This is a genomic window from Chitinophaga pinensis DSM 2588, assembly GCF_000024005.1.
Lineage (GTDB): Bacteria > Bacteroidota > Bacteroidia > Chitinophagales > Chitinophagaceae > Chitinophaga > Chitinophaga pinensis.
The window spans coordinates 6,488,163-6,506,832 of the sequence record NC_013132.1 but is presented as its reverse complement, the minus strand read 5'-3'; the positions used below and the strand labels follow the sequence as shown (position 1 = coordinate 6,506,832).

The window sequence follows — 18,670 nt, the reverse complement described above, 5'->3', positions numbered from 1 at the left end:
ATTCTCGTTTTAATTTAAAATAACCACTTCAAAGGAAAGGCATATGTCATCTAATAAAATTATTGATATCCTTTACAGGGCTAAAAAGCAGCGTATTGGTCTTACTTTGCTCAAAGATGATCTGGAGGTTAAAATGCTGGCTGATGCTATACCGGATGAAAACCTACTGGAAGATATAAAGTCAAATAGTCTGGCGATCGTTGACTTTTTAAAAAGTGAGAAATGGAAGTCCAGAAAGGTGGTTGCTGAGGCAATGAACATACCCTTGAGTGAGCGGCCACCAATAATACCGTTATCTTATTCACAAGAGCGGTTATGGCTGATAGATCGTCTGAAAGGAAGTACGCAGTATCACCTGCCGTGGGTCTTTCAGCTGAGTGGTCATCTGGATGTAGCAATACTTGAAGACGCCTTCCGTGAGCTTGTCGGTCGTCATGAAATACTTCGGACTGTGATACGGGAAACAGATGGTGTAGGCTCACAGTATATCCTGAATGAGGGCGGGTGGCAGATGAAGTATACGGAAAGTAGTGATATTCTGCGTGGAGGAAGCTCTGTAGAAGAGTACATTAACGGACAGATATTCAAACCATTTAATCTCTCTGAAGAAATGCTCTTAAGAGTAGAGTTGATATGGCTGGAGGAAGATGAACACATACTGGTAGCAGTGCTACATCATATTGTTTTTGATGGATGGTCGATATCTGTGATGGTAAAAGAGTTAACGAACCTTTACCGATTCAGACAACAGGGAATATCCGGTGCATTACCACCATTGAAATTACAGTATGCTGATTATGCAATATGGCAACGACAACATTTGTCAAATGGTAATTTTCAGACGAAACTTGACTATTGGGTCAGGCAGCTGACAGGCGTCCTTCCGTTGGAGTTACCTGTGGATTTCGAACGTGCTGCCGAACAGGGAATCAATGGCGGCAAAGTAAGCAGGAGCATCTCCGGGGAACTGAAGGATAAGTTAAATCTTTTGTGCAGGCAGGAAGGTGTGACTTTGTTTATGCTTTTATTGTCTGCTTTTAAGGTGCTATTACAACGATACAGTAAACAGGAAGACATTTGTGTAGGAACCCCGATTGCCGGCCGACAGTACAAAGAGCTTGAAGGCCTTATTGGTTTTTTTGTCAATACGATCGCTTTACGTAGTGATCTGAGTGGTAATCCACGGTTTAGCGAACTGTTACAAAGTGTGAGGAGCACTACGCTGAACGCATACGAAAATCAGGAAATCCCTTTTGAGAGAATAGTGGAAGCGCTGAAGGTTCCCAGGGACCTGAGCCGGAATGCAATTTTTCAGGTAATGTTTGCCTTACAAAATCTGCCAGATTCCGACGAGCTGGATTTCAGCGGTATCAGGCTGACGCCTCAGGGAACGGAAAAGTTTACTTCTCAGTTTGAGCTCAACTTTAATGTAACAACCTCTTCTCAAGGCATAGCTTTGACGGTTACCTATCTCTCAGACCTATATAAAGAGTCCTCTGTCGGTGCTATGCTCGAGCAATATGAGCAGTTATTACATTCTATTGTCGCGGACGTAAATACACCGATAGGGCACCTGAAAACATTGTCAGCTTCTGATGAATTACAATTGTTGACTAAGTTCAATAAAACTGACATCAGCTATCCGGCTCATGATACAATTCTGGGGCTTTTTGAAAAACATGTCATTGCAACACCCGACGCCATAGCATTAACGGTGGGTGATGAACATATCAGTTATTTGGAATTAGATAGACGTAGTAACAGGCTTGGAAATCATCTGCGAAGCCTTGCTATACAAGAAGATATGCTGGTGCCTCTTTGTACAGAGAGAACAGTCGATATGGTCGTTGGCATATTAGGCATATTGAAATCCGGCGCAGCCTACGTTCCGATTGATCCCGCCTATCCGGTGGATCGTATAAAATATATTATTGAAGATTGCGGCGCAGCTATCTGCGTTACAGATGATGCTGGACGCCAGGCGATAATAGGTGCATCCGGAGAGAGAAAAATTATATGTATTAGTGATCCGGCCGAATGGTCAGGGATGGATTATGCTGATAGCGTACCCAATAACCTGCATGCATATCATCTGGCATATGTGATTTATACATCAGGTTCTACCGGTTTGCCCAAAGGAGTGTTGGTTGAGCATAGAAATGTTGTACGGCTGTTTAAAACTGACAAAGCTTTGTATGATTTTGGTTCATCAGACGTGTGGACGTTATTCCATTCGTTTTGCTTCGATTTTTCTGTCTGGGAATTATTTGGAGCGATATTAAATGGAGGCCGTGTAGTGATCGTAAGTAAGGAAGTTTCCAGGGATACTGAGCTGTTTGTTTCATTATTGTCCAGAGAGAAGGTAACTATATTGAATCAGACACCGGGGGCTTTTTATACGCTTCAGGATATTGTACTTGATACTATGCCAGCGTTACAGCTAAGATACGTGATATTTGGCGGCGAAGCTCTCCATCCTGCGCGTCTGGAAAAATGGATGACACACTTTCCATCCTGCCGGATGATCAATATGTATGGTATCACTGAAACAACAGTGCATGTAACTTATAAGGAAATAGGCCAGAAAGAGGTACAGGAAAAGGTAAGTAACATTGGAGCTGCTATCCCAACTTTACAATGTTATATTCTGGATGAATGGGGAGGGTTATGTGGTATCGGTATTCCGGGTGAACTTTATGTGGGAGGGGCCGGTGTAAGTCGTGGATATCTCAATCGCAGGGAGCTTACATCCGGGAAATTTGTGAAGGATCCGTTTAGTAAGTTGCCTGAAGCGAGGATGTATAAGAGTGGTGATCTCGCACGTTGGATGGCAGACGGGAATATCGAATATTTGGGCCGCGCTGATGACCAGGTGAAAATTCGTGGTTTCCGCATTGAACTCGGTGAGGTGGAGTCAGTATTAAGCGAGGCTCCGGGCGTTTTACGGAGCGTCGTATTAATGAAGACGGATGACTCCGGGCATAAAATGTTGGTAGCCTATATCGTTGTATCCGGGATGTCCGATAAATCTCACATACTCCAGTATGCGGCTAACCGTCTGCCAGATTATATGATACCAGCGGTGCTTGTTGAGCTGGAACATATTCCGTTAACCTCAAACGGGAAGATTGACCGAAAGCAACTCCTCGCAATCAATGTCAACACCATTCAACGTGCTGGATATGTTGCGCCACGAAATGAGACTGAGCGGCATCTGGTCAGTATATGGGAAGAGCTGCTTGGAGTGCCGCATGTAGGTATATATGATAATTTTTTTGAGTTAGGAGGAGATTCAATTATTACTATCCAGGTTGTCAGCAGAGCAAGAAAATTAGGATATGGTCTAAAGCCCAAAGACCTTTTTACACAACAACATGTGGCGGCACTTGCTGCAATGTTATCAGGGGTGAGCGATTATAGACATCATTCAACAGAACAGGGTATACTGTCAGGTAGTGCCGGCCTGCTGCCGATTCAATCCTGGTACCTGGAAAGTATGCCGGCAGATATTTCACATTATAACCAGGATGTGCTACTGCACATTGATAAAAGGCTTAGCAGAGAGTTCCAGGAGTCTGCATTACAGCAGCTTGTAAACAGACATGACGCATTGCGGCTTCGTTATAAGTTCATGGATGGCATATGGGAACAGGAATATGGAGATTATATACCGAAGTTGGAAGTGCATGATTTGCAGCATATAACAGATAGCGCCGGTTTATTGGCGCAGATTCAGGAGATAGGAACGTATGTACAGGGTAGTCTGGATATCACCAGTGGTATCTTGGTAAGGGCGGCACTGATACTAACCCCGGCATCGGAGTCCGCTAACCGGTTGTTGCTGGTCGTGCATCATCTGGGGATAGATGGCGTATCCTGGCGTATTATCCTGGAAGATTTTGATCAGTTATTGTCAGCTTACAATAATGGACATAATGTCGATATGGGTCTTAAAAGCAGTTCTTACCGGAGCTGGCACGAGACATTAAAAGCGTATGGAAGCAGTGCGCGTTTACAGGACCAGCATTCCTGGTGGAAGAGCGTTCAGCAGTCGTACCTTCCTTTGCCTACAGATAAATTGCATCAGGGGCCTGTGCTGATGAGCGATATGTATAGCTATTCAGTAAAAATGCCGGCTGATCTTACCCGTCAGCTATTACAGGAAGTACCCCGTGTTTATCATACGGAGATCAACGATGTATTACTGGGCGGTCTGTCGCGGACATTGAGCGGCTGGACGGGCAGAGAGGATGTTGTGATAGGTCTGGAAGGTCATGGTCGTGAACAGCTGGATGAAGGTATAGACCTGAGCCGTACTGTAGGTTGGTTTACGAGCCTTTATCCTGTTCAGCTCACCCGTCCTGCTGCTGACGGGGCCAGGGATTGGCTGATCAGTACCAAGGAACAGCTACGTCGTGTACCTGACAAAGGGATTGGGTATGGTGTGTTGAAGTACCTGAATGGTGATCCCTCGTTTTCAGGCAATAGTCCCTGGGATATCGTATTTAACTATCTGGGTCAGCTAGACAGTGTAAAGAGCAGTCACGACTGGTTCAGCCCATCGGATGAACCGCATGGTCCTGCTGCTGGCGCCAACCAGCCTTCGGGAGGGCTGATGGTGGTGAACAGTATGGTGTACGGCGGAGAGCTTTGGATCAGCTGGAGTTACAGCCGTCATCATTTTGAAGAGCAGACGATACGAATGCTTTGTGATAATTATGTAGAAGACCTGTCTTTACTGATCGGCCATTGTGTCTCTGGAGTTAAGTCCTCGTACACGCCCTCAGACTATGGTCTGGGAGAAGATGTGAGCTATGAGGAGTTAGATGCCTTTATAGAAGGGCAGGAAGGAGGCCGTCGTCGTGGCGATCAGCTGGAAAGCATCTACCGCTTAAGTGGCCTTCAGCAGGGAATGCTGTTCCATAGCTTATACAATGCGTCGGCCAGTGGTACTTACATCACGCAGTTCAATAGTGTGCTGGATAATGTGAATGTCTCCCTGTTCAGACAGGTATGGCAGATATTGTTATCGCGGCATAGCATACTGCGTAGCAGTTTTTACCATGATGTATTCAGGATAATGGTACAGGTTGTTTACCGTGATGTAGAAATGCCGATAGAAGAGTATGATTATCGAGGTGAACAAGATGCCGTGTCATTAATAGCTGCGTATCGGGAAGGCGATCGGCTGCGGGGATTTTCGTTTGAGCGTGGTCCTTTGATGCGTGTAAGTCTTATACGAACATCTGATATCCGTTATTATATGACCTGGAGTTTCCATCACATCCTGCTGGATGGATGGTCCGTTCCTTTGTTGATGCAGGAATTTCTGGAAGTCTATGAGCAGCTGTTCTGCGGTTCAGTGTTGTCTTTCCGGGAAGAAGACCGTTATGAAGATTACATCCGATATATCAGAGAAAAAGATCATTATAGCTCGTCATCTTACTGGAGAGGATATCTTTCGGGGCTAGAGAGCGGTACTTTATTACCGTTTATGGATGTGGCGACAGAGCGAACGAAAGGTAATGGAATTTATAAGGAGGAGGTACTTCGTTTGGATAGATCGGTACTGTCTTCGATAGAGCGTTATGCGCATCAGCACCGGTTGACGGTTAATACGTTGATGCAGGGCGTGTGGTCAATCCTTTTACATAAATATACAGGTAGTGATGATATAGTCTATGGAGTTATAGTGTCAGGTCGTCCTGCAGAGCTGAAAGGGATAGAGCATCGAGTAGGTATGTATATCAATACGCAGCCGTTGCGCTCACGCTGGCGTTCCGGTCAGGATATATCATTATGGCTGGAACAGTTACAGCAGGAGCAGCTACAATCGCGGGAACATCAGTACAGTTCTTTAAATCTGGTACAGGGCCATGCGGGTGTAAGTGGTGATCTGTTCGACAGTACGCTTGCATTCCAGAACTACCCTGTAAGTAAAGTGCTTTCTGAGCGAAAGTGGTCGCTGGATGTAAGAAGTCTGGAAGTGCAGGAGCAGGATAATTATCCTTTGAGTATCACGATATCAGCGAGTGAGGAATTACATATCCAGTTTAAGTATAACAGTGTGGTATTGGAAGGGGGGTATGTAGCGCAATCACTGGCACAATTCCATCATGTGCTGCAACAGGTGATATCGGGCACTGTCCGTTCATTGGAGGATATCGTTTTACTTCCTGAAGAAGAACAGAGCCGGGTGCTTTCTTACAGCCGTGGAGCAGCGGTAGAGTCTTCAGGAGAAGAACATCTGTTGTCGCTGTTCATGCGGCAGGTGGAGGCGCAAAGTGATTCAGTGGCGCTTGTTTGCGGGGAAAGAGAACTGAGTTATGGAGAACTGGATGCGCAGTCAGATAAAGTAATGGCTTATCTGCATAAAGCGGGAGTTATTGCCGGAGAACTGATTCCCGTTGTTGGGGATCGATCTATGGAGATGGTAATAGGTATGCTGGGAGTGTTGAAGGCGGGTTGTGCCTATGTTCCTGTAGACAGCAGCTATCCTGCGCAGCGGATCATGTATATGTTATCAGATACGGGTAGCCGTGTTGTATTGAGTGACGGCTCCTTATCATCGGGTGTATTGTCCGGAGCCGAGGTATCCTCGCTTGTATCGCTGGAATGGATAATAGCCGGAGAAGCAATATCATCATCTGAGCGGCGGTCTGTAGTTCCTTCCGATGAATCGATCGCGTATGTAATATATACATCAGGCTCAACCGGCGTGCCCAAAGGCGTTCAGATCAGCCATGGCAATCTGCTAAATTATATCCGATACGGTATGCGTGAGTATGTGGGAACCGGAGGTGTAGGTTCTGGCAGCTATGTGCACCTGTCGTTTAGCTTTGATGCATCTGTGACAGGTTTGTTTGTACCGCTGCTAAGCGGACGCCTTGTTGTATTAAGCCGCGGAAGCGGTCATGAAGTATTTGAGGACGTTTATCTGCGTCGTTATGCGCCATATGATTTTATCAAACTAACACCATCTCACCTGAGTCTTTTGGGTCATTCCCTGGGCTCAGATCTGTTGCCTGGAGATGTGACAGGTCGTTTGATCATAGGAGGAGAGGAATTACATCGTCATCATTTGTCAGGGTTGGCATCTGATAGTCGGGTAGAATTGATCAATGAATATGGCCCAACGGAAACGACGGTAGGGGTGAGTGTGTATAGGTGTCATATGGGTGCTGAATATCAGGAAGGTAGTCATGGCTTATCGATAGGTCGTCCAATAGATAATGTGTCGCTGTATATCCTTGATGATAGCGGTTGTCTGAGTGGTATAGGCATCCCCGGAGAGTTATACATAGGCGGGCTTCAGGTAGGAGCGGGATATTTGAACAAGGGCGAGGAAACGGCGGCTCGTTTTTTACGGGGTGGTATTCCGGCGTCAGGCGAAGCTGTTTTATACCGTACGGGTGATGTAGCGCGTTGGCTACCCGATGGGACAATAGAATTTTTGGGTCGTAAGGATGAACAGGTGAAACTACGAGGTTACCGTATCGAGTCAGGGGAGATAGAAGCAGTTATAAATGAAGCAACGGCTATGTCTCAATGTGTAGTTGTGGTCCATGAAGGTATACAAGGGAATAAACAACTGATAGGATATATCACCGGTAAGGATGCTGATTTTGATAAAACATTATTGTATACACATTTGCGTAGCCGTTTACCGGAATATATGGTACCTGCGCAGTTGATCTTCCTGGATCAACTGCCGTTGACCTCCAACGGAAAGGTTGACCGCAGACAATTGTCTGCTATGGATATCAGTCAGACAATAACGAGTGGCTTTGTTGCTCCGCGTAATGAACTGGAAAGCCAGCTTGCTGCTATTTGGGCGGAGTTACTCGGTGTTGATGGGGTGGGGATCCATGACAATTTCTTTGAGTTAGGAGGTGATTCTATCATTAGTATTCAGGTTGTAAGTAGAGCTAGAAAAGCAGGATATGCATTACAGGTCGGTGATCTGTTTTCCAGTCAGACTATTGCGGAGCTGTCTGTATCACTATTAACAAGGGTCTCGTCCCTTTTCAGGACAGGAGACGACGAACAGGAGCGGTTGACAGGAGAGGCTGGTTTATTACCTATCCAGTCATGGTATCTTGAAAGAAAAACAACAGACGTCTCTCATTTTAACCAGGATATTTTATTAAATATTGATAAAAGGCTTAGCAGGGAAACTTTACAGGCTTGTCTGCAGCAACTGATTAATTATCACGACGCATTGCGGCTTCGTTATAAGTTCATGGATGGCATATGGGAACAGGAATATGGAGATTATATACCGAAGTTGGAAGTACATGATTTGCAGCATATAACAGATAGCGCCGGTTTATTGGCGCAGATTAAGGAGATAGGAACGTATGTACAGGGTAGTCTGGATATCACCAGTGGTATCTTGGTAAGGGCGGCACTGATACTAACCCCGGCATCGGAGTCCGCTAACCGGTTGTTGCTGGTCGTGCATCATCTGGGGATAGATGGCGTATCCTGGCGTATTATCCTGGAAGATTTTGATCAGTTATTGTCAGCTTACAATAATGGACATAATGTCGATATGGGTCTTAAAAGCAGTTCTTACCGGAGCTGGCACGAGACATTAAAAGCGTATGGAAGCAGTGCGCGTTTACAGGACCAGCATTCCTGGTGGAAGAGCGTTCAGCAGTCGTACCTTCCTTTGCCTACAGATAAATTGCATCAGGGGCCTGTGCTGATGAGCGATATGTATAGCTATTCAGTAAAAATGCCGGCTGATCTTACCCGTCAGCTATTACAGGAAGTACCCCGTGTTTATCATACGGAGATCAACGATGTATTACTGGGCGGTCTGTCGCGGACATTGAGCGGCTGGACGGGCAGAGAGGATGTTGTGATAGGTCTGGAAGGTCATGGTCGTGAACAGCTGGATGAAGGTATAGACCTGAGCCGTACTGTAGGTTGGTTTACGAGCCTTTATCCTGTTCAGCTCACCCGTCCTGCTGCTGACGGGGCCAGGGATTGGCTGATCAGTACCAAGGAACAGCTACGTCGTGTACCTGACAAAGGGATTGGGTATGGTGTGTTGAAGTACCTGAATGGTGATCCCTCGTTTTCAGGCAATAGTCCCTGGGATATCGTATTTAACTATCTGGGTCAGCTAGACAGTGTAAAGAGCAGTCACGACTGGTTCAGCCCATCGGATGAACCGCATGGTCCTGCTGCTGGCGCCAACCAGCCTTCGGGAGGGCTGATGGTGGTGAACAGTATGGTGTACGGCGGAGAGCTTTGGATCAGCTGGAGTTACAGCCGTCATCATTTTGAAGAACAGACGATACGAATGCTTTGTGATAATTATGTAGAAGACCTGTCTTTACTGATCGGCCATTGTGTCTCCGGTGTTAAGTCCTCGTACACGCCCTCAGACTATGGTCTGGGAGAAGATGTGAGCTATGAGGAGTTAGATGCCTTTATAGAAGGGCAGGAAGGAGGCCGTCGTCGTGGCGATCAGCTGGAAAGCATCTACCGCTTAAGTGGCCTTCAGCAGGGAATGCTGTTCCATAGCTTATACAATGCGTCGGCCAATGGTACTTACATCACGCAGTTCAATAGTGTGCTGGATAATGTGAATGTCTCCCTGTTCAGACAGGTATGGCAGATATTGTTATCGCGGCATAGCATACTGCGTAGCAGTTTTTACCATGATGTATTCAGGATAATGGTACAGGTTGTTTACCGTGATGTAGAAATGCCGATAGAAGAGTATGATTATCGAGGTGAACAAGATGCCGTGTCATTAATAGCTGCGTATCGGGAAGGCGATCGGCTGCGGGGATTTTCGTTTGAGCGTGGTCCTTTGATGCGTGTAAGTCTTATACGAACATCTGATATCCGTTATTATATGACCTGGAGTTTCCATCACATCCTGCTGGATGGATGGTCCGTTCCTTTGTTGATGCAGGAATTTCTGGAAGTCTATGAGCAGCTGTCCTGTGGCTCAGTGTTGCCTTTCCGGGAAGAAGACCGTTATGAAGATTACATCCGTTATATCAGAGAAAAAGATCATTATAGCTCGTCATCTTATTGGGGAGGATATCTTTCGGGGCTAGAGAGCGGTACTTTATTACCGTTTATGGATGTGGCGACAGAGCGAACGAAAGGTAATGGAATTTATAAGGAGGAGGTACTTCGTTTGGATAGATCGGTACTGTCTTCGATAGAGCGTTATGCGCATCAGCACCGGTTGACGGTTAATACGTTGATGCAGGGCGTGTGGTCAATCCTTTTACATAAATATACAGGTAGTGATGATATAGTCTATGGAGTTATAGTGTCAGGTCGTCCTGCAGAGCTGAAAGGGATAGAGCATCGAGTAGGTATGTATATCAATACGCAGCCGTTGCGCTCACGCTGGCGTTCCGGTCAGGATATATCATTATGGCTGGAACAGTTACAGCAGGAGCAGCTACAATCGCGGGAACATCAGTACAGTTCTTTAAATCTGGTACAGGGCCATGCGGGTGTAAGTGGTGATCTGTTCGACAGTACGCTTGCATTCCAGAACTACCCTGTAAGTAAAGTGCTTTCTGAGCGAAAGTGGTCGCTGGATGTAAGAAGTCTGGAAGTGCAGGAGCAGGATAATTATCCTTTGAGTATCACGATATCAGCGAGTGAGGAATTACATATCCAGTTTAAGTATAACAGTGTGGTATTGGAAGGGGGGTATGTAGCGCAATCACTGGCACAATTCCATCATGTGCTGCAACAGGTGATATCGGGCACTGTCCGTTCATTGGAGGATATCGTTTTACTTCCTGAAGAAGAACAGACCCGGGTGCTTTCTTACAGCCATGGAGCAGCGGTAGAGTCTTCAGGAGAAGAACATCTGTTGTCGCTGTTCATGCGGCAGGTGGAGGCGCAAAGTGATTCAGTGGCGCTTGTTTGCGGGGAAAGAAAACTGAGTTATGGAGAACTGGATGCGCAGTCAGATAAAGTAATGGCTTATCTGCATAAAGCGGGAGTTATTGCCGGAGAACTGGTTCCCGTTGTTGGGGACCGATCTATGGAGATGGTAATAGGTATGCTGGGAGTGTTGAAGGCGGGTTGTGCCTATGTTCCTGTAGACAGCAGCTATCCTGCGCAGCGGATCATGTATATGTTATCAGATACGGGTAGCCGTGTTGTATTGAGTGACGGCTCCTTATCATCGGGTGTATTGTCCGGAGCCGAGGTATCCTCGCTTGTATCGCTGGAATGGATAATAGCCGGAGAAGCAATATCATCATCTGAGCGGCGGTCTGTAGTTCCTTCCGATGAATCGATCGCATATGTAATATATACATCAGGCTCAACCGGCGTGCCCAAAGGCGTTCAGATCAGCCATGGCAATCTGCTGAATTATATCCGATACGGCATGCGTGAGTATGTGGGAACCGGAGGTGTAGGTTCTGGCAGCTATGTGCACCTGTCGTTTAGCTTTGATGCATCTGTGACAGGTTTGTTTGTACCGCTGCTAAGCGGACGCCTTGTTGTATTAAGCCGCGGAAGTGGTCATGAAGTATTTGAGGACGTTTATCTGCGTCGTTATGCGCCATATGATTTTATCAAACTAACACCATCTCACCTGAGTCTTTTGGGTCATTCCCTGGGCTCAGATCTATTGCCTGGAGATGTGACAGGTCGTTTGATCATAGGAGGAGAGGAATTACATCGTCATCATTTGTCAGGGTTGGCATCTGATAGTCGGGTAGAATTGATCAATGAATATGGCCCAACGGAAACGACGGTAGGGGTGAGTGTATATAGGTGTCATATGGGTGCTGAATATCAGGAAGGTAGTCATGGCATATCGATAGGTCGTCCAATAGATAATGTGTCGCTGTATATCCTTGATGATAGCGGTTGTCTGAGTGGTATAGGCATCCCCGGAGAGTTATACATAGGCGGGCTTCAGGTAGGAGCGGGATATCTGAACAAGGGCGAGGAAACGGCGGCTCGTTTTTTACGGGGTGGTATTCCGGCGTTAGGCGAAGCTGTTTTATACCGTACGGGTGATGTAGCGCGTTGGCTACCCGATGGGACAATAGAATTTTTGGGTCGTAAGGATGAACAGGTGAAACTACGAGGTTACCGTATCGAGTTAGGGGAGATAGAAAATGTGTTGAATAGTGCCCCTGGTGTATCAGAGAGCGTAGTGTTGTTACGGGAGCTACAATCAGGTCAGCCTCACCTGAGTGCTTATATCGTGAGTAATAGTTCTTTTAACCGGGAAGCGTTGTTATTGTACCTGAGAGATCTTCTACCGGAATATATGATACCACATCATTTGAATGAGGTATCAGAAATCCCTCTGACGGCACATGGGAAGGTAGATCGTGAACGTTTGTTGTCAGCGTCAGCAGGAATAACAGAAAGCCGTAGCTATGTTGCGCCTGAGACAGCTGTAGAAATTGGTCTCGCTGCTATATGGTCGGAACTGCTTGGCGTTACTAAGGTAGGTATTCATGATAATTTCTTTGAATTAGGTGGTGATTCCATCATTAGTATCCAGGTAGTAAGCAGAGCCAGAAAGGCTGGTTATTATTTAAAACCTCAGGAATTATTTACTTATCAGACAATAGCTACTTTATCGTCAGTGATTGGCAGCAGACAGGTATCTGGCGTAATATTGGCAGAGCAAGATCGTCTGACGGGAAAAGCAGGATTGCTACCTATTCAGTCATGGTACCTGCATAGGGATACTGTTGATATTTCCCATTTTAACCAGGATGTATTGCTAAATATTGACAAACGCGTCAATTGGCAAACGTTGCAGATCTCAATACAGCAGTTAATTAATCAGCATGACGCATTGCGATTCCGCTACAAGCTCAGGGATGGAATATGGGAACAGGAATATGGAGATCATATTTTCAAACTGGAAATACATGATCTGAAGTCTTCCACAGATAATAGTGAGTTACTGTCGGGTATACAGTCAATAGCCGCGGAAACACAAAGTAGTCTTGATATCATCAAGGGAATTTTAATAAAAAGTGTGCTCATATTAACACCGGCTTGGGAATCATACAACCGTTTGTTAATAGTTATTCATCATCTGAGTGTAGACGGCGTGTCCTGGCGTATCATCCTCGAAGATCTTGATCAGTTATTGTTAGGGAATAATACAGACCTGGGTCTTAAAAGCAGTTCTTACCGGAGCTGGCACGAGACATTAAAATCGTATGGAAACAGTGCGCGTTTACAGGACCAGCATTCCTGGTGGAAGAGCGTTCAGCAGGCATACCTTCCTTTGCCTACAGATAAATTGCATCAGGGGCCTGTGCTGATGAGCGATATGTATAGTTATTCAGTAAAAATGCCGGCTGATCTTACCCGTCAGCTATTACAGGAAGTACCCCGTGTTTATCATACGGAGATCAACGATGTATTACTGGGCGGTCTGTCGCGGACATTGAGCGGCTGGACGGGCAGAGAGGATGTTGTGATAGGTCTGGAAGGTCATGGTCGTGAACAGCTGGATGAAGGTATAGACCTGAGCCGTACTGTAGGTTGGTTTACGAGTCTTTATCCTGTTCAGCTCACCCGTCCTGCTGCTGACGGGGCCAGGGATTGGCTGATCAGTACCAAGGAACAGCTACGTCGTGTACCTGATAGAGGGATTGGGTACGGTGTGTTGAAGTACCTGAATGGTGATACCTCGTTTTCAGGCAATAGTCCCTGGGATATCGTATTTAACTATCTGGGTCAGCTAGACAGTGTAAAAAGCAGTCACGACTGGTTCAGCCCATCGGATGAACCGCATGGTCCTGCTGCTGGAGCCAACCAGCCTTCGGGAGGGCTGATGATGGTGAACAGTATGGTGTACGGCGGAGAGCTTTGGATCAGCTGGAGTTACAGCCGTCATCATTTTGAAGAGCAGACGATACGAATGCTTTGTGATAATTATGTAGAAGATCTGTCTTTACTGATCGGTCATTGTGTATCCGGTGTTAAGTCCTCGTACACGCCCTCAGACTATGGTCTGGGAGAAGATGTGAGCTATGAGGAGTTAGATGCCTTTGCAGAGGCGCAGGAGGGTGGCCGTCGTCGTGGCGATCTGATAGAAAGTATTTATCGTCTGAATGGTCTTCAGCAAGGTATACTTTTTCACGGATTGTATGATGCACAGTCGGGTGCCTATGTAGATACGATCAGTTGCCGATTGTTGAATCTTGATGTATCTGTATTCAGACAGGTATGGAAGCAATTGTTATCACATCATACCATATTAAGAAGCGGCTTTTTTTATGATGTTTTTCGTATACCGGTACAATGTGTTTATCGTGATGTGGAAATGGATATAGCTGTACTTGACTATCGTAACATTGAGGAAGCTGATCAACGACGCGTGATAAAAGAGCATATTGCCCAGGAACGTCAGAAAGGATTTAAATATTCACATCCGCCACTGATCAGGATACTGCTGTTACAGACAGGTCCAGAGGAGTACCATATGCTGTTTACTTTTTATCACATACTGCTGGATGGATGGTCAACGGCTGTATTGATGAAGGAATTCCGCGAATTGTATGAGCAATTGTCAATAAATGCTTTACCTGTACAGGTAGAAGAAGATCGTTATGAAGATTATATCCGCTATATCTCGAATAAGGATAAATACCAATCAGCTGCATACTGGAAAAAATATTTATCGGGTGTAAATGGTGCAACATTGTTACCGTTTATTTCTAATAAGTCGGATAGAACCAGGGGCGCCGGCAAGTTTGAGTCGGAGCTGTTACAATTGAATAAGTCAGCTACCACACTCATAGAAACATATGCCCGTCAGAACAGGGTGACGGTCAATACCGTAATGCAGGGTGTCTGGTCCCGGCTATTACATACATATACCGGACATCAACGTGTTGTGTATGGCGTAATTGTATCCGGCCGGCCGGCAGATCTGAAAGATGTTGAACAACGTGTAGGTATGTATATTAACACTTTACCTCTTTGTTCATCATTAAGTAAAGATCAGAATATATCAGAATGGTTACAGCAATTGCAGGCGGAACAAATGGAGTCGAGGGAGCATCAATATACTGCACTGAATGATATTCAATCCCGCACAAATGTACGTGGTGACCTGTTTGATAGCATTATGATTTTTGAAAATTATCCCGTAGAAACTAAAGCAATCACCTATGATAGTCCATTGCAGGTAAGAGAGCTGTCTTCAGACGAATTGGATAATTATCCGCTAAGTATTGCTATCAGCCTAAAAGATGTGATTGCTATACAGATTAAATATAATGCGGACCTGCTCGACCCGTTTTATGCCCGTCAGATAAGGATCCATTTTGAATATGTGCTGTCTCAGATTACGAATGGGACGGTATTGAATACTTCAGCACTGCGGTTGTTGACAGCAGCAGAAGAGCGCCGTCTGCTAAAGGAATTTAATAGTCCGTTGACGGATAATCTTTCGGAAGTTACCCTGTCAGATCTATTCATGCAGCAGGCAGTAGTAGCACCGGATAGTCCGGCGTTGTTGTTTGAGTCGTCTGTGTTAACTTACCGGGAACTGGATGAACGTAGTAATCAGCTGGCGCACTATTTAATTGGTCAGGGTATTATGCCTGAGAACCGTATCGGAATTTGCTTAGAAAGAGGAATGGAGATGATAGTCAGTATACTGGGGATCCTCAAATCCGGCGGTGCTTACGTTCCGCTCGATCCATCGCATCCATCTGAGCGATTGAGATATATTACTGCTGACAGTGGATGTAGTATTATTCTGACCAATACGGCTAATATCAACCACCTGCCATATAGTGAACATATAGCGTTGTTCCAGCTGGATAAATCCGCTGAGATATTGTCGGGAATGCCTGTAACGAAAGTAGTGCAGCACGCATCAGGTAGTAATCTGGCTTATATGATCTACACTTCGGGAACGACGGGTCAGCCGAAAGGAGTAGAGGTGCCTCATCATGCAGTGGTGCATCTGATAAGGAGTCAGATAAGCTATTTTGGAATTGACCGTACCGATCGTATACTTCAATTTTCTAACTACAGTTTTGATGCTTCAGTAGAGCAGATATTTTTGGCATTATCAGCCGGCGGCACGTTGGTGTTGATGAGTGATCAGACGCTGCATGACGGCGAAAGACTTTGCAGCCTGTTGGAAGAGACAGGTATTACCCATCTTCATGCAACTCCCGGCTTTTTAAGTACGCTTCGGGCTGGCCGTTATGGAGGTCTTCGCCGTGTCATAGCAGGTGGAGATGTATGTCCGTCAGATTTGGCGCGTAACTGGGGTGCTTATGTACGGTTTTACAATGAATATGGTCCGACGGAGACGACGGTAACCGCCATAGAATATGAATACCTGGAAGAAATTGATCATCCTGGCGGTCTGGTTCCAATAGGCCGACCTTTGGCCAATACGCTGGCTTATATCCTGGACGAGCAGGGACTTATTTTGCCTCCTGGGATATGTGGAGAACTCTACATAGGAGGGTACCAGGTAGCGAGAGGGTATCATAATCAGCCTGTTTTGACGGAAGAAAAGTTTGTGCCGGATCCATTTGCCGGTGTAGCGGGTAGGCGTATGTACCGTACGGGTGATCTCGCGAGCTGGACGCAGGATGGGACGTTGTTGTTTCATGGTCGAATTGATGATCAGGTAAAAGTTCGGGGCTACCGCATAGAACCTGGGGAGATAGAGAGTGTACTGAGTTCGTATGAAGGTGTAGATCAATCTGTGGTGGTAGTACATGAAGAACGTGCGGGTCAGAAACAACTGATCGGATATATCGTCAGTGACACAGCGCTGAACACGGAGTTGGTATTATCTTATCTGCGGAGCCGTTTACCCGAGTACATGTTACCGGTTCATATCATCCGTCTGGATGTGATACCATTGACGACAAATGGGAAGGTAGACCGGTCAGCGTTGTCAAACCGGGCAATCAGTATGACTTCAGCGAGTGATTATGCAGGTCCTCGTAATGAGGTGGAGCAAAATCTGAGCATAATCTGGTCAGAATTACTTGGCGTGGATGATATAGGTATCCATGACAATTTCTTCGAATTAGGCGGCGATTCTATCATTACGATCCAGGTTGTAAGTCGGGCCAGGAAGGCCGGATACGCATTACAGGTGGTTGATCTGTTTTCGAGTCAGACTATTGCCGAGTTATCTGATGTGGTATCAGGCAGAGGGGCATTCTACGATGTTGCCAGTAGTGAACAGGGTAGACTTTCCGGCAGCGCCGGACTGTTGCCTATTCAGTCATGGTACTTTGACAGGGCGCCGGAAGATATTTCACATTATAACCAGGACATCTTACTGAATATTGATAAGCGCATCAGCCGAGAAACCTTACAGTCGGCGCTGCAGCAATTGGTAGGGCATCATGATGCATTACGATTCCGTTATCGAAAGGAGAATGGGAAATGGCAACAACATTATGGAGATTATATCCCAAGATTGAAAGTGCATGATCTCCAGTCTGTTGCTGATACCAAGGCTCTATTATCCCATATTCAGGATATTGGTGAGCAGACACAGCGCAGTCTTGATATTTTTCAGGGTGCATTGGTCAGCGCAGCCTTGATGCTGACACCTTCTTCAGAGACGGCTAACCGCCTTTTATTAGTTATTCATCACCTTGCAGTGGATGGTGTATCATGGCGTATCCTGCTAGAAGAACTTGATCAATTGTTGTCTGCGTTTCAGAACGGTGATACAGTAAGTCCTGCCCGTAAAACAAGTTCCTATCGTACCTGGTATGAAACCTTAAAACGTTACGGTACTGATGCTGCACTTCAGGACACGCGTGCCTGGTGGCAAAGTGTACACCAATCCTATAAACCACTTCGTAAGGATAAACCCGAGGCAGGCATTGGATTGTTAGGAGATCAGCGTACTTATACCGCAAAACTACCTGTTGAGTTGACCAGACAGTTAATACAGGAGGTGCCACGTGTATATCAGACAGAAATTAATGACGTGCTCTTAAGTGCATTGGGGCGGATACTTTGCCGGTGGATGGAAGAAGATAGCATTGTGCTGGGGCTGGAAGGACATGGCCGCGAAGCTTTATCGAATGAGGTGGATCTGAGCCGGACTGTAGGATGGTTTACGAATTTATATCCCGTTCGCTTAACACGACCTGTAACTGATGGCGACAGAGATTGGCTGATCGGCACAAAGGAAAGTTTACGGCAGATACCTGCAAAAGGAATTGGCTACGGTGTACTAAAATACATTAATGAAGATCATTCTTTGTCAGGAGAACAGCCATGGGATATTATGTTTAACTATCTGGGACAGCTGGACAATATAACCGCCGGTCGTGAATGGTTTAGCCCTGCCAGTGAAGTACATGGACAGGTATCTGCTCCAGGTCAGCAGGCGTTCAGTAAAATGGTGCTCAACAGTATTGTCTATGGTGGTGAGCTCTGGGTCAGCTGGAGTTATAGTAGTCTTCAATACGAGGAGTTAACTATTAAATCACTATGCGACGATTATATCCTTTCTCTCACGCAAATGATCAGACATTGCCTGGAACAGGAAAAAAGTATATATACTCCGTCCGATTATGGTCTGGGGAAAGACGTCACTTATGAAGAACTTAACAAATTCCTCGAAGATACCCAGGATACAGACGAAAATATTTTGTCTTTCTAGCTTGTAACCTCACATAAA

1 protein-coding gene is annotated in these 18,670 nt (G+C 45.9%); it reads left to right on the top strand.

Translation table 11 applies throughout. The features are described 5' to 3' along the window. Nucleotides 1-43 precede the first annotated feature (43 nt). Complete coding sequence (locus tag CPIN_RS25715; protein ID WP_012792788.1) at nt 44-18,652, top strand: non-ribosomal peptide synthase/polyketide synthase; 18,609 nt, start codon at nt 44-46, stop codon at nt 18,650-18,652. Nucleotides 18,653-18,670: the final 18 nt, after the last annotated feature.